Below are 17,071 nucleotides of genomic sequence, written 5' to 3' on the forward strand. Positions count from 1 at the left end.
TCAGTTGCACGCCGCGATGACCAGCTCTTTCACGCGCGCCGGGTCGGCCTGACCGCGGGTCGCCTTCATGACGGCACCGACGATCGCTCCGGCGGCCTGGACCTTGCCCGAACGGATCTTCTCCGCGATGTCGGGCTGCGCGGCCAGGGCGTCGTCGACGGCCTTCTGCAGCGCCGAGTCGTCTCGCACCACCTCGAGGCCCTTGTCGGCGACGATCTGGTCCGGCTCGCCCTCGCCGTCGAGGACGGCGTCGACGACCTGGCGGCCGAGCTTGTTGGTGAGCTTGCCCTCGGCGACCAACTCGATCACGCGCGCCAGCTGCACCGGCGAGATCTCGAGTTCGGTGAGCGCGACGCCACGCTTGTTGGACTGCTGGGTCAGGTACGACACCCACCACGAGCGGGCCTCGGCGGCCGGTGCGCCCGCGTCCACCGTGGCGAGGATCAGGTCGAGGGCCCCGGCGTTGACGAGGTCGCGCATCTCCTCGTCCGAGACGCCCCAGTCCGCCTGGACCCGTGCGCGGCGCACCCACGGCAGCTCCGGCAGTGTCGCGCGGATCTCCTCGATGAGCTCCTCGGTCGGCTCGACGGGCGCGAGATCCGGCTCCGGGAAGTAGCGGTAGTCCTCCGCCGACTCCTTCGGCCGGCCGGAGGTGGTGGTGCCGTCCGACTCGTGGAAGTGCCGGGTCTCGAGCACGACCTCGTCACCCGCGGTGAGCACGTCCGCCTGGCGGCACATCTCGTGGCGGACCGCGATCTCGACGCTGCGGAGGGAGTTGACATTCTTGGTCTCGGTGCGGGTGCCGAACTCGGTGGCGCCCTTCGGCATCAACGAGACGTTCGCATCGCAGCGCATCGAGCCCTGGTCCATCCGGACGTCGGACACGTCGAGGCTCCGGAGCAGATCACGCAGCGTCGTGACGTAGGCGCGCGCGATCTCGGGCGCCCGCTCCCCTGCACCGACGATCGGCTTGGAGACGATCTCGATGAGCGGTACACCCGCCCGGTTGAAGTCGAGCAGCGAATGGGTGGCGCCGTGGATGCGGCCGGTGGCGGATCCGACGTGGGTGGACTTGCCGGTGTCCTCCTCCATGTGCGCGCGCTCGACCTCCACGCGCCACGTGCTGCCGTCCTCGAGCTGCACGTCGAGGTACCCGTCGTGGGCGATGGGCTCGTCGTACTGCGAGATCTGGTAGTTCTTCGGCTGGTCCGGGTAGAAGTAGTTCTTCCGCGCGAACCTGCTGTACGGCGCGATCGAGCAGTTCAGCGCCAGACCGATCTTGATGGCCCACTCCACCGCCTGGCGGTTGGCCACCGGCAACGCGCCCGGCAGACCGATGCACACCGGACACACCTGGGTGTTGGGATCCGCCCCGAACGCGGTGGGACACCCGCAGAACATCTTGGTGTTGGTGTGCAGCTCTACGTGCACCTCCATGCCCATGACGGGATCGAAACGTGACACGACCTCGGTGAACTCCATGCGGAACAATCTAGCCGAAGAGGCATGCGGCCTCGCGGTAGCGGTCCTCCGGGACGGTCTTGAGCACGGCGACCGCGTCCTCTACCGGCACCATCTCGATCGACTCCCCACGGAGCGCGACGATCTGCCCGAAATCCCCCCGGTGCGCGGCGTGCGCCGCGTGCACCCCGAAACGGGTCGCGAGCACGCGGTCGTACGCGGTCGGCGTACCGCCGCGCTGGATGTGGCCGAGCACGGTCGTCCGGACGTCGCGGTTCATCCGCTCCTTGATCGCCGCGGCCATCTGGTCGGCCACCCCGGTGAACACCTCGTGGCCGAACTGGTCGGTGCCGCCCCGGCGCAGCGTCATGCCGGAACCCTCGACCGGCGTCGCGCCCTCGGCCACCACGCAGATCCCGTACGCCTCCCCCATCTGGAACCGGCGCTTCATCACCTTGCACACGTAGTCGATGTCGAACGGGACCTCGGGGATCACGATCATGTGCGCACCGGACGCCAGGCCCGCGTGCAGGGCTATCCAGCCGGCATGTCTGCCCATCACCTCGACGAGCATGACCCGCTCGTGCGACTCCGCCGTCGTGTGCAGCCGGTCGATGGCATCGGAGGCGATCGAGACGGCGGTGTCGAAGCCGAAGGTGTAATCGGTGCCGCCGACGTCGTTGTCGATGGTCTTGGGCACCCCCACCACGGGGATGCCGTTCTCGGTCAGCCAGCGGGCCGCCTTGAGCGTGCCGTCTCCGCCGATCGCGACGAGCGCGTCGATCGCGTGCCGCTCGAGGGTCTGGCGGATGACCGGCAGGCTCGCAGTGAGGATGTCGGGGTTCAGTCGGCCGGTTCCGAGGATCGTGCCACCGCGGAGCAGGATGCGATCGATGCCCTCGTCGTCGAACAGCGGCACGGCACGGTCGTTCACCAGCCCGGACCACCCGTCCTGGAAGCCCAGGACCGGGGAGTCGTACTCCGAGTTGGCGGTGCGGACCAAAGCGCGGATGACCGCGTTGAGTCCCGGACAGTCGCCGCCGGCGGTCAGTACACCTATACGCACGTCGAGCTCCTCTCGGTTACCCCGCAGTCTAGGTCCGCCCGCCCCGCATCGCGGCGGTCACCGCCCCGGGCTCACCGACTGTTCACCGGTACGGAACGCCATGGTGGCCAGACCTCCCAGCAGGACGACAACAGCGGGGAGGAACATCGCGTCGGCCACCGCCTGGCCGATGTCACCGTGGGCCACGAACCGGGCCTGTACCACCGCGCCGATCGCGGCGGACCCCAGCACCGCCCCGACCTGGCGGGTGGTGTTGTAGACACCGGATCCCGCGCCCGCCGACGCCAACTCGAGGCGTCGCATCGCGGTCGACGACGTCGGCGCCCACACACACCCGTTGGCCACCCCCATGAGGGCGATCGGACCGAGCAGGACGGGGATCGAGGTCTGGGCGTCCATCACCAGCGCGAGCCAGAACAGGGAGACCGCATACGAGAAGTAGCCGATGCCCGTGAAGATCCGCGGATCGAGACGATCCGCCCAGCGTCCGACCAACGGCGCCAGAACACCCGCGATCAGGGCCATGGGCAGCAACATCATCCCCGCGCGGGTCGGGCTGAGTTCCTTGACCCCCTGGAGGTAGAACATGAGCGGCACCATCGTGCCGGCGGTGACGAAGCCGATCGTCGAGACGCCGAACGTGCCGATCGAGAAGTTGCGGTCCCGGAACAGTCGTAGAGGTACGAGCGGCTCGGTGCGGACGCGGGACTGCCACCACACGAACACGGTCAGACCCGCCACGCCCGCCGCGATGAACCCGGCGGTGGTGCCGCCCCATCCGTGCTCCTCACCCTGCTGGATCCCGAACACCAGCAGGAACATGCCCACGGCGGACAGGAAGATCCCGGCTATGTCGTACGAGCGCGACCTGGTCTCCAGCACCGGGACCCAGAGCCACACCAACACCACCGCGAGGACACCGAACGGGATGTTGACGAAGAAGATCCACCGCCAGTCGAACGCGTCGATGAGCACACCGCCGAAGACCGGGCCGACCACGGAGGCGATACCCGCCACCGCACCCCATGCACCCATGGCCGCGCCGCGGCGCGCGGGCGCGAACACCCGGGTGATGACACTGAGCGACTGCGGGGTGAGCAGTGCCGCGCCGAAGCCCTGGAACACCCGCGCCACGATGAGGGTCTCGATGTCGGGCGCCAACCCGCACCACAGGGAGGCGCCGGTGAACAGCACCAGGCCCGCGATCGACACCCGTCGCGGCCCGATCTGGTCCCCCAGCCGACCGGTGAACAGCAACGGCACCACGTAGGCGAGCAGATACGCGCTGGTCACCCAGATGACCTGGTTGGTCGTGGCGCCGAGCTGGGTGACGAACGCGTCGGTGGCCACCGCCACGATCGTCTGGTCCACCAGGATCATGAAGAACCCGATGACGAGTGCCGCGAGCGCCTTCCATGCGTCCCTCTCGGGGACGGTCGTCACGCTATCGCGCCTCTCGCGGCCTCGTAGGCGGCCCCGACCCGGTAGAGACGGTCGTCGGCGAGTGCCGGTGCCATGATCTGCAGACCGGCGGGCAGGCCCTCCACCAGACCGGACGGCACGGACATCCCGCAGTGACCGGCCAGGTTCAGCGGCAGGGTGCACAGGTCGAACTGGTACATCGCGACCGGGTCCTCGACCTTGTCCCCGAGCGGGAACGCGGTCGTCGGCGTGGTCGGCGAGATCAGCACGTCGACCTTCTCGTAGGCGGCATCGAAGTCGCGTGCGATGAGCGTGCGCACCTTCTGGGCCTGGCCGTAGAACGCGTCGTAGTACCCGGCCGACAGGGCGTAGGTGCCGAGCATGATGCGGCGCTTGACCTCGGGGCCGAAGCCCGCCTCGCGGCTGGCGGCCATGACCTGGTCGGCCGACCCGTCACCGGTCCGAAGGCCGTAACGCATGGCGTCGAAGCGTGCCAGGTTGCTGGACACCTCGGACGGGAGGATGAGGTAGTAGGCGGGCAACGCGTACCGGAAGTTGGGGCAGGAGACCTCGACGATCTGGGCACCCAGGTCTCGCAGGGTGTCCACCGCGGCGCGGAACGACGCCTCGACGCCGGGCTGGTAGCCCTCGCCGGAGAACTCCGTGACCACGCCCACCCGCAGGCCCGTCAGGTCACCCTTCGCGCCCTCACGGGCGGCGGCGACGACGTCCGGGACCGCCACGTCGAGGCTCGTCGAGTCGCGCGGGTCGTGCCCCGCGATGACCTGGTGCAGCAGCGCGGTGTCCTCGACTGTGCGGCCGCAGGGCCCGCCCTGGTCGAGCGACGACGCGCAGGCGACGAGCCCGTAGCGCGAGACCGTCCCGTAGGTGGGCTTGACGCCGACCGTCGCGGTGAGCGCGGCGGGCTGGCGGATCGACCCGCCGGTGTCGGTCCCGATGGCGATCGGGGCCTGGTGCGAGGCCAGCGCCGCGGCCGAGCCACCGCCGGAACCACCGGGGGTGCGGCTCGGATCCCACGGGTTGCGGGTGGGGCCGTAGGCCGAGTTCTCGGTCGACGACCCCATGGCGAACTCGTCCATGTTGGTCTTGCCGAGGATCGGGATCCCCGCCTCGCGCAGTCGCGCGGTGACCGTGGCGTCGTACGGCGAACGGTAACCCTCGAGGATCCGTGAGCCACAGGTGGTGGGGGCGTCGGTGGTGGTGAACACGTCCTTGAGGGCGATGGGCACGCCCGCCAGGGGTCCGAGCTCCTCGCCGGCCGCCAGTCGGGTGTCGACGTCCCGGGCCGCCCGGAGGGCCTCGTCCGCGCCCACGTGGAGGAAGGCGTTGATCTCGCCGTCGACCTCGCCGATACGGTCCAGGTGCGCCCGGGTGACCTCCTCCGAGGACACCTCCCGCGCGGCGATCCGCCCGGCCAGCTCGGCGGCGGTGGCGGTGGTGAGCTCGGTCATGCGTCCTCCCCCAGGATCTGCGGAACCTCGAAGCGCTGTTCGTCGGCCGCCGGGGCCTGGTCGAGTGCCTGCTCCGGGGTGAGGCCGGGCGTGACCACGTCGTCGCGGTAGACGTTGGTGATCGCGGTGGGGTGGCTCATCGCGGGCACGTCCTCCGCGGCGACCTCGGACACCGCCTGCACGTGGTCGAGGATGTCGGTGAGCTGCTGTGCGAACGAGTCCAGCTCGGAGTCGCTCAGTTCCAGGCGGGAGAGCCTGGCCAGATGCGCGACGTCCCCGCGTGAGATCGAGGTCACGTGCCTGCCCCTTTCCGTGACGTGGTCGGTACCGGCCCAGCCTAGTCAGCCCGAATGCGTGCGGCACAATGGGCGTCATGTCTTATCTGCTCCGTGTCATGCTGCCCGACCGACCGGGCAGTCTCGGCTCCCTCGCGGTGGCGCTGGGGACCGTGGACGCGGACATCATCAGCCTCGACGTGGTGGACCGGTTCGACGGGGTCGCCGTCGACGACATAGTCGTGGAGGTCCCGCACGGCACCTTCCCGGACGCCCTCATCACCGCCGCCGAGCGCCTGGACGGCGTGATGGTGGACTCCCTGCGGCCGTTCGGCGGGATCCTCGACGCGCATCGGGAACTCGAACTCATCGACGCCGTCGCCGGGGCGGGTGCCGGGGCTTCCCAACTGCTCGCCGACGAGCTCCCTTCCGCGCTGCGCGTCGGCTGGGCGCTGGTCGTGGAGGTGACCGCGGACGCGCGGTGCCGTCTGATCGCGCGGGGCGAGTCCGCACCGATGTGGGAGGGCGGCGAGGTCTCCGTGCTGTGCGGCCTGGAGCGGGTGACCGCACTGGACGACGACGACGACGGCGTGCCGGCGGAGTGGACGGCCATGGACACCTCGCTCGCGGCCGCGCCGTTGAACTCGGGGCACATCCTCGTGGTGGGCCGACCGGGCGGTCCCTCGTTCAGGCCGTCCGAGGTCGCTCGGCTGGGGTACCTCACAGGGATCCTGCGCTCCCTCGACGCCGGCTGACCGGGCGGGCCCGCCGCTCCCTCGACGCCGGTCCGGCACGGATGTCGGTCAGCGGCGGGGTCCGCGTCGCCACGACCACACCGCGACCGCCGCGAAGAGCAGCGCTGTGACCGGCAGGACCCATGCCAGGTCCGTCATGAGGACGATCTGACGGAACTGCTCGTTCGACAGGAACTGCGCGACTTCGTTACAGGAGTAGAGGCAGGAGACCGGGTTCGACATCGGGCCGACCCAGAGCCACACCAGTCCGGCGAACGCTCCGGTCGATGCCCCCGCCACGGCGGAGGCCGACACCGAGAGGAGGCGCCCGGGACCCTCGCCCCGCAGACCACGGAGGGAGACACCGACCGCGAGCGCGAGACCGACGCCCGCTCCGAGGAACAGCGGCCAGGGGAACTGGGCGAGGGGCGTCACCGGGGTCACGGGTCGGTTTCCTCCGGTTCCGCGTTCACATCCGGGTCCAGGTCCCCTTCCCCCGCCCCGGCCGGACCGTTGTCCATCAGGTCGACGAAGCCGGCCTCGTCCAGGATCGTCAGGCCCAACTCCTCGGCCTTGGCCGCTTTGGACCCCGGATTGTCGCCCACCACGACGTAGTCGGTTTTTTTGGAGACCGACCCGGAGGCCTTGCCGCCGCGTGCGATGATCGCCTCCTTGATGCCGTCGCGCGTGAAACCCTCGAGTGAGCCGGTCGCCACGATCGTCAGGCCCTCGAGCGTCCGCGGGATCGATTCGTCACGCTCGTCGGCCATCGAGACGCCGGCGGCGGTCCACCGGTCGACGATCTCGCGGTGCCAGTCGACGTCGAACCACTCGACCACCGAGGCCGCGATGGTCGACCCGACCCCGTCCGTCTCCGCCAGTTCCTCCTCGGACGCGGCGCGGATGGCCTCCATGGTCCCGAACCGGGTCGCCAGGGCGCGCGCGGCCGTGGGGCCCACGTGTCGGATCGACAGCGCGACCAGTACCCGCCAGAGCGGTCGGTCCCGGGCGGTGGCGAGGTTGGCCAGCAGCTTGCGACCGTTCTCGGTGAGCACGGTCCGTTCGGGTTCGGCCCCCGCCTCGATCTGCTTGCGGGTGGCCTTGTCGACGCGGGTGTAGAGGTCTGTCCTGAGCAGGTCGGACTCGGTGAGGTCGAACAGTCCGGCCTCGTTGACGAGCACCCCGCTGGTCAGTAGATCCGAGGCGCCCTCGTACCCGAGCGCCTCGATGTCCAGGGCGTTGCGCGAGGCCAGATAGAACAGCCGCTCCCGCAGCTGGGCGGGACAGGAACGCTGGTTGGGGCAGCGCCAGTCGGCGTCGCCCTCCTTCGCCGGGGCCAGGACCGTATCGCACTCCGGACAACGTTCGGGGAAGACGAACTCGCGCTCGGTACCGTCGCGCCGCTCGACCACCGGGCCGAGGACCTCGGGGATCACGTCACCGGCCTTGCGGATCACCACCGTGTCGCCGATCAACACGCCCTTGCGGATCACCTCGGTCTGGTTGTGGAGGGTGGCCAACGAGACCGTCGAACCGGCGACCGTGACCGGCTGCATGTGGGCGAAGGGGGTCACCCGCCCGGTGCGCCCGACGGAGACCCGGATGTCCAGTAGTTCCGTCATGACCTCCTCCGGTGGGTACTTGTAGGCGATCGCCCACCGCGGCGCGCGAGAGGTCTGGCCGAGTCGACGCTGGACCGCGCGGTCGTCGATCTTCACGACGAGACCGTCGATCTCGTGTTCGGGGTCGCTGCGGTGCTCACCCCAGAACCTCATCCGATCGACCACCTCCTCCACCCCGGTGGCGGGCGCCGTGTGCGGTGAGACTGGCAGTCCCCAGTCGGCGAGGGCGAGGTAGACGTCGTGGAGGCTCTCGAAGGTCGCGCCCTCGACCGCGCCCAGACCGTGGCAGTACATGCCGAGTCGGCGCTGGGCGGTGATGGCGGGGTTCTTCTGGCGCAGTGACCCGGCCGCGCTGTTGCGCGGGTTGGCGAACGGTGCCTTGCCCTCGGCCACGAGACGGGCGTTGAGCTCGGCGAAGTCCTCGAGTCGGAAGAACACCTCGCCCCGCACCTCGATGAGCGAGGGCAACGGGCGGTCGTCCGACGGGGTGAGCGTGACCGGGATGTCGTCGATGGTCCGCGCGTTGAGGGTCACGTCCTCCCCCGTACGCCCGTCACCGCGGGTGGCGGCGCTGACCAACCTCCCGTCGCGGTAGACCAGGTCCAGGGCCACCCCGTCGATCTTGACCTCGCACAGGAACGGCAGCCGGTCCTCCGATACTCCCGCCTGCTCGACGGCGGAGGCGACCCAGTCGCGCAGCTCCTCCTCGGAGAACACGTTGTCCAGGCTGGTCATCCGCTCGAGGTGCTCGACCGGGGCGAAATCCGTCGAGAAGCCACCGCCGACCAGTTGGGTCGGCGAATCGGCGGTCCGCAGCCCCGGGTGCGTCACCTCGAGCGCCTGCAACTCCTCGAAGAGCCGGTCGAACTCGGCGTCGGAGACGATGGGCGCGTCCTTGACGTAGTAGCGGAACTGGTGATCGCGGACCGTCTCCGCGAGCTCGGTCCACTCCTGCCGCACCTCGGGCGGGATGTCCCCCGTGCCGACGGGCTGACTGTTGTCATCGGGAAGGCTCACGAGGACAGGGTAATGCCGGGCGGGGCCTCGATGTCGGAGCCCTGCCCTACGGTGAGCCCATGACAACCCACACACAGCCACCCCTCGCCATCGACCGGAACCGACTGCTCGCGTTCGACCTCGAGACCACGGGCCCGGACCCCCGGACCGCCCACGTCGTTTCCTCCGCCCTCATCGCGATAGACGGGCAGCACAAGAAGGAACGGAACTGGCTCGCCGACCCGGGCATAGAGATTCCCGAGGGGGCGACGGCGGTCCACGGCATCACCACGGCCCATGCCCGCGAGAACGGCCGCCCCCACGCCGAGGTCATCGCCGAGACGGTGGCCGCCATCCGCCGGGGATGGGGCGAGGGACGCACGCTGGTGGTGTTCAACGCCTGTTACGACCTGACGATCCTGCGACGGTGGGACCCGTCGTTCGAGATCCTCGGTCCCGTGATCGACCCGTATGTCGTGGACCGCGCGGTGGATCCCTACCGGAAGGGCAAGCGGACGCTCGAGGCCCTGTGCGGTCTACACGGGGTACGACTCGACAGCGCCCACGAGGCCGCGGCGGATGCGCTCGCCGCCGCCCGGCTGGCGTGGAAGATGCTCGGCGGACAGCCGGAACTGTCGGGTCCGGACTGGCGGGAGGTCAATGCGCGCCAGGCGAGCTGGCACGAGACGCGCCAGCGGGACTTCGTCGCGTACCTGGAGCGGTCCGGAAAGGACTCGTCCGACGTCAACACGCTCTGGCCGATGGCGATGCCGTAGCGCCGCGACGCCTGCTACTCCGCCACCCGTGGGGTGGTCTCGGCCACCAGACGGGCGCCGCGGAGGGCGGCCGCGGCTCGGCCCTCACCGGTCGAGGTCTCCTCTTCGGTGGGCGTGAGGACGACGCGGTCCAGGCTCGAGTACCTGGGTGCGCTCAGTCGGTCGAGCAGGGCCAGCAGCCCCACTGCGGTGTCCTCGGCCTCCGCCACGGTGCGTGGCGGCGGGCCGCCACCGGGTAGGCCCTCCAGGTGGAGGATCCCGCCGTCACCGAGGACCGTTCCGGCTGCATCCAGCGCGGCATGCGACCGGGCAGCGTGCAGCGGCGCGGCCGCCAGGCACACCCCGTCAAGGGGCGTCTCACCCCGCGGGGGGTCGCTGACGATCTCCCAGACCGGGGGCGCCCCCGGGTCGGAGGTGACCGGGAGCCGGATCAGGACCTCTGCGGCCCCGGCGGAGCGGAGCGCATCGGCGAACCGGCAGAGCGACAGGGCGAGTCGATCGGGCGGGACGGCCGCGATCGGGTCGAGACGGCTGGGCGAGCGGACCGTCCCGGCGGCGACATGCCAGAGCAGGGGCTCGTCCACCAGGATCCGTGCGCCTGCCCCTATCCGGCCCGCCAGCCGCACGGCTCGCTCACCCGCGCCCTCCGCCAGGGAGGCGGCCAGGTCCCGCCGGGCGCCGCGGTCGCTGAGGACGGGGAAACCGCCGGGCAGTTCCACCCCGGCCGCAAGGGACCACGGGCCCACTATCCGGACCTGCAGACGACGGGAGTCGGTGGCGGGGTCCCCCTCGGGATCACGGGCCCGCTCGTCGGCCTCCTCGAGGGCGTCGGCGTCCCGGTCGAGGAAGTCGGCGGCACGACGGGCGAGGCGGCCCGGGGCGTCGGCGAGTCGCCATCCGCGTGGCGAGACGTCGACCGGCAGGTCGGCGAGCATCGCCAGCGTGCGGCCGACCTGGTCGGCCCCGGGGCCGCGATCCGGAAGCTCGGGCAGGAACGGCAGCGCGTGGCATTCCCCCATGATCACCCGCGCCGATTCCCGCGGGTCGGTGCCGGGCATGGGGCCGGCCCCGGTGCTGGACGGTCCCACCGGCGTCACGCGCTCTCCGCGGCCGGACGGGACGCGGAGATGGTGCCGCTGCCCAGAACGCGGTCGCCGCCCGGTTCGGGCCGGTACAGCACGGCGGCCTGCCCGGGGGCGACGCCGCGGATCGGCTTCTCGAGCGTGATCTCGAGCCGGGCATCCGGTCCGTCGCCGAGGCGTCGGACGTGGCCCGGGGTCGCCTCGCCGTGGGCGCGGATCTGCACCAGGCAGTCGGTCTCGCGGATGTCGTCGTCGACGAGCCAGTAGGGCGAGGACGCGGTCATGCCGGACGAGAGCAGATGGTCCGCGCCACCGACGGTGACGGTGCCACTGTCGGCGTCGATCGCGGTGACGTAGCGGGGGCGGCCGTCCGCCGCGGGGCCGCTGACCCCGAGGCCCTTGCGCTGGCCGATGGTGAACCCGTGGATTCCCTCGTGGCGGCCGAGCTCGTCGCCGGTGTCGGCGTCGACGACAGCGCCGGGACGCATGCCGATACGCGCCCCGAGGAAGGCGCGGGTGTCGCCCGACGGGATGAAGCAGATGTCATGGCTGTCGGGCTTCGAGGCGACGGGCAGCCCGCCGGCCTCGGCCTCGGCGCGGACCTGCGACTTGAGTGAATCCCCGAGGGGGAACATCGAGTGCGCGAGCTGCTCCGGGGTGAGCACTCCGAGGACGTAGGACTGGTCCTTGGCGTCGTCCACGGCGCGGCGCAGGACCGGCCGCCGGGTGCCGTCGGGCAGTTCCTCGGACGACAACCGCGCGTAGTGGCCAGTGGCGACCGCGTCGAAACCGAGCGCCATGCCCCGGTCGAGGAGGGCCTCGAACTTGATCCGCTCGTTGCACCGGAGGCACGGGTTGGGGGTCTCACCCCGCGCGTAGGACTCGACGAAGTCGTCGATCACGTCGGCACGGAAGCGCTCCGCGAAGTCCCACACGTAGAACGGGATGCCCAGCAGGTCGGCGACCCGGCGGGCGTCCCCCGCGTCTTCCCGCGAGCAGCACCCGCGCGATCCCGTTCGCAGGGTCGCCGGATCCGCACTGAGTGCGAGGTGGACTCCCACGACGTCGTGTCCCGCGGCGACGGCACGGGCGGCGGCGACAGCGGAGTCCACTCCCCCGCTCATGGCGGCGAGGACCCTCATGATGCGGCCATCCCGGTGCGGGCCATCCCGGTGCGGGCGAGCCCGAGGCCGGCGACGCGGGCGCGTTCGGCCGCGGGCCCGATGGCCGCGACGGCGGCGTCGACGTCGTCCTCGGTGGTGGTGTACCCCAGGCTCAGGCGCAGACTGCTGCGGGCAGCGGCCTCGTCGGCACCCAGGGCCAGCAGGACGTGACTCGGCTCGGCCACCCCGGCGGTGCAGGCCGAGCCCGTGGAGCATTCGATCCCGGCGGCGTCGAGCAGCAGGATGAGCGACTCGCCGGAACAGCCGGGGAAGGTGAGGTTGGCGATCCCGGGAAGGCGCTCCCCGCCCCCGTTGGCGATCGCACCGGGGACCTCGGCGAGCACCCCGGCGACGAGCCGATCGCGCAACCGGCTCAGACGCAGGGCCTCGGACTCCATCTCACGGACCGCCTCCTCGAGCGCGGCCGCCATGGCGACGACCCCGGGCACGTCCACGGACCCGGACCGCAGGTCCCGCTCCTGGCCACCCCCGTACCCGATCGGTACGCAGTCGGCACCACGGTCGAGGAGCAACGCTCCGACACCGAGCGGTCCACCGAACTTGTGTGCGGAGAGACTGAGGGAGGTCACGCCCAGGGCGGAGAAGTCGACCGGGACGTGGCCGACGGCCTGGACGGCATCGGTGTGGACGGCCGCGCCCACCGCGCGGACCGGGCCGGCCGCCGCCGCGACATCCGTGAGGGTGCCGATCTCGTTGTTGCCGAGCATCATCGCGACGAGGGCCAGGCGGGGGCCGAGCTCGTCCGCGAGGTCACGGACCGTCGCCGGGGTGACGGCGCCGCGGGGGTCCACGGGCAACACCCTGACGACCTTCCGGCCGCCCCGGTCGGTGGCCAGGTGGGCGGCGGCGTCGAGGACGGAGTGGTGCTCGGTGGCCCCCACGGCCACCACGTCGCCCGCCGAGGCACCCACCTGCCCGAGGACGGCGAGATTGTCGGACTCCGTCCCGCCGGAGGTGAACACCACCTCGGACGGTCGGCAGCCGAGGTGGTGCGCGAGGGACTCGCGGGCCTCCTCGACGCGGCGGCGGGCGCGGCGTCCGGAGCCGTGGAGCGAGGACGCGTTGCCGACCGAGGAGGACGCCTCGGCGTAGGCGTCGACGGCCGCCGCGCGCATCGGGGTGGTCGCGGCGTGGTCGAGATAGTGCACGGAGCGGGTGGTGGGCATATCGCTGGCAAGGATACGCCCGAACGCGCCGGACCCCGGCACCGCAGGGGTGCCGGGGTCCGGGTGACGCTGGTGGACGCGGTGCGTCCTGCTCACTTACGGGCGTTGATGGCCTCGGTGAGCTGCGGGGCGACGCTGAACAGGTCGCCGACGATGCCGTAGTCCGCGATCTCGAAGATCGGGGCCTCCTCGTCCTTGTTGACGGCGACGATGGTCTTCGACGTCTGCATGCCGGCGCGGTGCTGGATGGCACCCGAGATACCGAGCGCGATGTACAGCTGCGGCGACACGGTCTTGCCGGTCTGGCCGACCTGGAACTGGCCCGGGTAGTAGCCCGAGTCCACGGCGGCGCGCGACGCGCCGACGGCGGCCTTGAGCGAGTCGGCGAGCGGCTCGACGACCTTCTCGAAGTTGTCCGCGGAGCCGACGCCACGACCACCGGAGACGACGACGGTCGCCTCGGTGAGCTCGGGGCGGTCGCCGCCCACGATCGGGTTGCGCGAGATGACCTTGGCGGCGTTCTCGGGCTCGGGGACCTGCACCTCGACGACCTCGCCGGCGCCGGCGGCCGGGGCGGCCTCGACGGAGCCCGGACGCAGCGTGTAGATCGGGGTCTCGCCGGAGACGGTCGCCTCGACGGTGAAGGCGCCACCGAAGATCGAGTGGACGGCCGAACCGTCGGACTTGATCTCCACGACGTCACACAGGGTGCCGGAGCCGGTGCGGGCCGCGAGACGACCCGCGACCTCCTTGCCCTCGAACGTGGCGGCCAGGACGATCGCGGCCGCACCCTGCTCGGCGAGGCCGGCCAGGACGTCGACCTTGGGGGTGACGAGGTAGTTCTGGACCGCGTCACCCTCGGCGACGTAGATCTTCTCCGCGCCGGCCTCCTTGAGGGCATCGGTGAGCGCGGCGGCGGTGCCGGTCTCACCGAAGACGACCGCGGAGGGCTCTCCGAGGGCACGAGCGGCGGTCAGCAGCTCGAGGGACACCTTCTTGAGTTCGCCGTCGACGTGCTCGACCGCGACGAGGACTTCAGCCATGGTGGATTCTCCTTGAAAAAGACTGGGATGAGTCGGTCGGGGTGAGTTCGCGTCAGATGAGCTTCTGCGACACGAGGTACTTGGCGACGTCGTTGCCGCCTTCGCCCTCGTCGGTGACCTTCTCGCCGGCGGCGCGCGGCGGCTTGGGGCTCGCGGAGGTGACGCTGGACGCGGCGTTGTCCTTGCCCACCTGGGCGGCCTCGACGCCGGCGTCGGCCAGCGTGAGGGACTCGACCGGCTTCTTCTTGGCGGCCATGATGCCCTTGAAGGACGGGAACCGCGGCTCGTTGATCTTCTCGCCGACGGAGACGACGCACGGCAGGGTGGCCTCGACCTCGAAGATGCCCTCGTCGGTCTCACGCTCGCCCTTGGCGACGCCGTCGGCGATCTCCAGGGTGCGCATGTGCGTCAGCTGCGGGAGGCCGAGGTACTCGGCGAGGATGGCCGGGACGGCACCCATGCGGCCGTCGGTGGCCTCGTTGCCGGCGATGACCAGCTCGGTGCCCTCGATGGTGCCCAGCACGTTGGCCAGGGCCCACGAGGTCTGGACGACGTCGGAACCGTGCAGGGCCTCGTCGTTGAGGTGGACGGCCTTGTCGGCGCCCATGGACAGGGCCTTGCGGATGGCCTCGGTGGCGCGGTCCGGACCGGCGCACAGGACGGTCACCTCGCCGCCGTGGGCCTCCTTGATCTGGAGCGCCTGCTCGACGGCCTTCTCGTTGATCTCGTCCAGGACCGCGTCCGCGGCCTCGCGGTCCAGGGTGTAGTCCCCGTCCGTGAGCTTGCGCTCGGAATAGGTGTCGGGAACCTGCTTGATCAGTACGACGATGTTCGTCATGGGCCTGCGTCGACCTCCTGCGAGTCGGGGCGGGGTGCGCCCCCGTCTAGACCGGGCGCACCGGATTGTGGTCCTGCCAGACACAATAACGCGGCCGTGGCCGCGGTGACGGTGCCGGGGCGGTCGGTGGCGGGGCACGGCGCCCGGTCGGCGGCCACCGGGTGGGGCGGGTGGTTCAGTTGATGCGCTTGTCCCAGCCGGACCAGGCGGCGTCGCGCAGTTCGTTCTTGCGGACCTTTCCGGTCGACGTCCGGGGCAGGGCCTCGGTCAACTCCACCGCACCGGGCACCTTGTAGCGCGCGATCCTGGTCCGGCAGTGCTCGATCACGGCGGCCTCGTCGAGCGTGGAGCCCGGCCGGACCACGACGTAGGCCTTGGGACGCTCGCCCCACTTCTCGTCGGGCATGGACACGACCGCGCAGTCGACCACGTCGGGGTGGGACACGACCGCCTGCTCGACCTCGATGGTGGAGATGTTCTCGCCGCCGGAGACCACGACGTCCTTGGCGCGGTCCAGCAGTTGCACGTATCCGTCCGGGTGCATGACGCCCAGGTCGCCGGAGTGGAACCACCCGCCGGCGAACGCGGTGGCCGTGGCCTCGGGGTCGCCGAAGTACCCCTTCATGACCCCGTTGCCGGTCATGACGACCTCGCCCATGGTCACGCCGTCGGCGGGGACGTCGACCAGCCGACTCTCCCCCGGTGAGGTGCGCTCGACCACACGCACGGTGTCGGCGTGGATCATGGCGACGCCCTGGCGCGACTTGAGCCCGGCCCGCTCGTCAGGGTCCAGGTCGGCCCATCCGGGCTGCGGGGTGCACACCGTGAACGGGCCGTAGGTCTCGGTCAGTCCGTACACCTGGGTGACGTCGATGCCGAGCTCCTCGAAGCGGCGCAGGATGGTCGGCGAGGGCGGGGCCCCGGCGGTGACCATGCGGATCCCGTCGATCGGCCGGGCGGCCGGGTCGTCGGCGATGGTGGACAACACTGCTGGTGCGCCGGCCAGGCGGTTGACCCCCTCGTCGTCGAACAGTCTCCAGATCTCGTCCCCGCGGACGGCGCGCAGACACACGTGGGTCCCCATCGCACCGGTCAGGGCCCAGGTCGTGCACCACCCGTTGCAGTGGAACATGGGCAGCGTCCAGAGGTACTTGGAGTCGGCGTCCAGGCCCTGGGTGACGATCTCGCCGAGGGAGTTGAGGTAGGCACCCCGGTGCGTGTACATGACGCCCTTGGGCCGGCCGGTGGTGCCGGAGGTGTAGTTGACCGCGATGACGGAGTCCTCGTCGGCGACCGTCCACGAGACCGGCTGCGGGGAGGCGGACGCCAGAGCGTCCTCGAGGGCCTCGGCACGCGGGCCGAACCGGGCCGGGTCGGGTTGCGTGCCGTCGGCGTCCGGGGCGACCAGGACGAGACGCAACGCGTCGGGGACCTCGTCGCCCAGCCCCGCGAGGAGTTCCGCGTCGGCGATGAGAACGGCGATCCCGGCGTGCTCGACGATGTAGGCGATCTCCGCCGGGGCGAGGCGGGTGTTGAGGGCGACCACGGCGCCGCCCGCGAGGGGGACGCCGAACTGCGCGAGCAGCGCCTCGGCCGAGTTCGGCGCCAGGACGCCCACCCGGTCACCGCGCGCGACGCCACGCATCTTCAGCAGGGAGGCCAGCCGGGTGGCCCGGTCGGCGAACTCGGCGTAGGTCTGACGGCGTGGGCCGTCGACGACCGCGGTGGCGTCGGGCGAGACGCGCGCGGCCTTCTCAAGGAAGCTCAGCGGGGTGAGCGCGGTGTCGAGTCCGGAGTTCGCTGTCATCGGGGTGTGGCCGCCTTCCGTGGGCACGGGTGATGCCCGTCACGCTAGCGGCGGAGTGCACTCCGCGATCCGTGATTCCCCCGCCCGCACCCCTGCCCGGTCGGCCCCCGCGTGCGCCACGTCGGAG

At 71.1% G+C, this 17,071-nt stretch carries 15 protein-coding genes; 2 read left to right on the forward strand and 13 right to left on the reverse strand.

Annotation, left to right across the window (positions count from 1 at the left end):
• Genes gatB through gatC form a run of 5 tightly spaced genes read right to left on the reverse strand, consistent with a single transcriptional unit; the run spans window position 1 to window position 5,717 of the window.
• Window positions 1-1,482, reverse strand: coding sequence for an Asp-tRNA(Asn)/Glu-tRNA(Gln) amidotransferase subunit GatB (gene gatB / locus AYO52_RS13360; protein ID WP_067718563.1), 1,482 nt, complete (start codon window positions 1,480-1,482; stop codon window positions 1-3).
• Window positions 1,483-1,492: 10 nt separating this feature from the next.
• Complete coding sequence (locus AYO52_RS13365; protein WP_067718264.1) at window positions 1,493-2,527, reverse strand: ATP-dependent 6-phosphofructokinase; 1,035 nt, start codon at window positions 2,525-2,527, stop codon at window positions 1,493-1,495.
• 57 nt (window positions 2,528-2,584) lie between these two features.
• The gene (locus tag AYO52_RS13370) at window positions 2,585-3,970 is read right to left on the reverse strand and encodes a DHA2 family efflux MFS transporter permease subunit (protein ID WP_067718267.1); all 1,386 of its coding nucleotides are present in this window, start codon (window positions 3,968-3,970) and stop codon (window positions 2,585-2,587) included.
• Window positions 3,967-5,421, reverse strand: coding sequence for an Asp-tRNA(Asn)/Glu-tRNA(Gln) amidotransferase subunit GatA (gatA, locus tag AYO52_RS13375; RefSeq protein WP_067718269.1), 1,455 nt, complete (start codon window positions 5,419-5,421; stop codon window positions 3,967-3,969). The genes AYO52_RS13370 and gatA overlap by 4 nt, the downstream gene beginning before the upstream one ends.
• Complete coding sequence (gatC, locus tag AYO52_RS13380) at window positions 5,418-5,717, reverse strand: Asp-tRNA(Asn)/Glu-tRNA(Gln) amidotransferase subunit GatC (protein ID WP_067718272.1); 300 nt, start codon at window positions 5,715-5,717, stop codon at window positions 5,418-5,420. Before gatC ends, gatA begins: the two co-directional genes overlap by 4 nt.
• A gap of 77 nt (window positions 5,718-5,794) precedes the next feature.
• On the opposite strand from gatC, the gene AYO52_RS13385 reads away from it, so the two are divergent.
• Complete coding sequence (locus AYO52_RS13385; protein ID WP_067718565.1) at window positions 5,795-6,451, forward strand: amino acid-binding protein; 657 nt, start codon at window positions 5,795-5,797, stop codon at window positions 6,449-6,451.
• A 48-nt stretch (window positions 6,452-6,499) separates the two neighbouring features.
• Here the strand turns inward: AYO52_RS13385 and AYO52_RS13390 are convergent, their stop codons facing one another.
• Together AYO52_RS13390 and ligA are read right to left on the reverse strand one after the other, a co-directional pair.
• Window positions 6,500-6,874: a hypothetical protein gene (locus AYO52_RS13390; RefSeq protein ID WP_067718274.1), complete on the reverse strand. Its 375-nt coding sequence runs from the start codon at window positions 6,872-6,874 to the stop codon at window positions 6,500-6,502.
• Window positions 6,871-9,069 carry an NAD-dependent DNA ligase LigA gene (ligA, locus tag AYO52_RS13395; RefSeq protein WP_067718277.1) on the reverse strand — a complete coding sequence of 733 codons (2,199 nt, stop codon included), beginning with the start codon at window positions 9,067-9,069 and terminating at the stop codon, window positions 6,871-6,873. The genes AYO52_RS13390 and ligA overlap by 4 nt, the downstream gene beginning before the upstream one ends.
• Window positions 9,070-9,128: 59 nt before the next feature.
• Here ligA and AYO52_RS13400 point away from each other — a divergent pair, with 59 nt between their 5' ends.
• Window positions 9,129-9,824, forward strand: coding sequence for an exonuclease domain-containing protein (locus AYO52_RS13400; protein WP_067718280.1), 696 nt, complete (start codon window positions 9,129-9,131; stop codon window positions 9,822-9,824).
• Window positions 9,825-9,838: 14 nt separating this feature from the next.
• On the opposite strand, the gene AYO52_RS13405 is transcribed toward AYO52_RS13400, so the two are convergent.
• The 6 genes from AYO52_RS13405 to AYO52_RS13430 form a co-directional block, all read right to left on the reverse strand.
• Window positions 9,839-10,921, reverse strand: coding sequence for a cobalamin-independent methionine synthase (locus tag AYO52_RS13405; protein ID WP_067718282.1), 1,083 nt, complete (start codon window positions 10,919-10,921; stop codon window positions 9,839-9,841).
• Complete coding sequence (gene mnmA, locus AYO52_RS13410; protein WP_067718285.1) at window positions 10,918-12,048, reverse strand: tRNA 2-thiouridine(34) synthase MnmA; 1,131 nt, start codon at window positions 12,046-12,048, stop codon at window positions 10,918-10,920. Before mnmA ends, AYO52_RS13405 begins: the two co-directional genes overlap by 4 nt.
• Entirely contained in the window at window positions 12,045-13,256 is a 1,212-nt protein-coding gene (locus tag AYO52_RS13415; RefSeq protein ID WP_067718288.1) for a cysteine desulfurase family protein, read from the reverse strand. The genes mnmA and AYO52_RS13415 overlap by 4 nt, the downstream gene beginning before the upstream one ends.
• Window positions 13,257-13,348: 92 nt before the next feature.
• On the reverse strand, window positions 13,349-14,299 hold the full coding sequence (locus AYO52_RS13420) for an electron transfer flavoprotein subunit alpha/FixB family protein (RefSeq protein WP_067718290.1): 951 nt from the start codon (window positions 14,297-14,299) through the stop codon (window positions 13,349-13,351).
• 52 nt (window positions 14,300-14,351) lie between these two features.
• Window positions 14,352-15,137: an electron transfer flavoprotein subunit beta/FixA family protein gene (locus tag AYO52_RS13425; RefSeq protein ID WP_067718293.1), complete on the reverse strand. Its 786-nt coding sequence runs from the start codon at window positions 15,135-15,137 to the stop codon at window positions 14,352-14,354.
• 175 nt (window positions 15,138-15,312) lie between these two features.
• The gene (locus tag AYO52_RS13430) at window positions 15,313-16,944 is read right to left on the reverse strand and encodes an AMP-binding protein (RefSeq protein WP_067718295.1); all 1,632 of its coding nucleotides are present in this window, start codon (window positions 16,942-16,944) and stop codon (window positions 15,313-15,315) included.
• Window positions 16,945-17,071: the final 127 nt, after the last annotated feature.

The organism is Dietzia sp. 111N12-1 (genome assembly GCF_001658045.1).
GTDB classification, from domain to species: domain Bacteria; phylum Actinomycetota; class Actinomycetes; order Mycobacteriales; family Mycobacteriaceae; genus Dietzia; species Dietzia kunjamensis.

Excerpts from the sequence above, each read along its gene's own strand:
- gatB (WP_067718563.1), bottom strand. The coding sequence starts at position 1,482 with ATGGAGTTCACCGAGGTCGTGTCACGTTTCGATCCCGTCATGGGCATG.
- gatA (WP_067718269.1), bottom strand. The coding sequence starts at position 5,421 with ATGACCGAGCTCACCACCGCCACCGCCGCCGAGCTGGCCGGGCGGATC.
- AYO52_RS13385 (WP_067718565.1), top strand. The coding sequence starts at position 5,795 with ATGTCTTATCTGCTCCGTGTCATGCTGCCCGACCGACCGGGCAGTCTC.
- AYO52_RS13400 (WP_067718280.1), top strand. The coding sequence starts at position 9,129 with ATGACAACCCACACACAGCCACCCCTCGCCATCGACCGGAACCGACTG.
- mnmA (WP_067718285.1), bottom strand. The coding sequence starts at position 12,048 with ATGAGGGTCCTCGCCGCCATGAGCGGGGGAGTGGACTCCGCTGTCGCC.
- AYO52_RS13415 (WP_067718288.1), bottom strand. The coding sequence starts at position 13,256 with ATGCCCACCACCCGCTCCGTGCACTATCTCGACCACGCCGCGACCACC.
- AYO52_RS13420 (WP_067718290.1), bottom strand. The coding sequence starts at position 14,299 with ATGGCTGAAGTCCTCGTCGCGGTCGAGCACGTCGACGGCGAACTCAAG.
- AYO52_RS13425 (WP_067718293.1), bottom strand. The coding sequence starts at position 15,137 with ATGACGAACATCGTCGTACTGATCAAGCAGGTTCCCGACACCTATTCC.
- AYO52_RS13430 (WP_067718295.1), bottom strand. The coding sequence starts at position 16,944 with ATGACAGCGAACTCCGGACTCGACACCGCGCTCACCCCGCTGAGCTTC.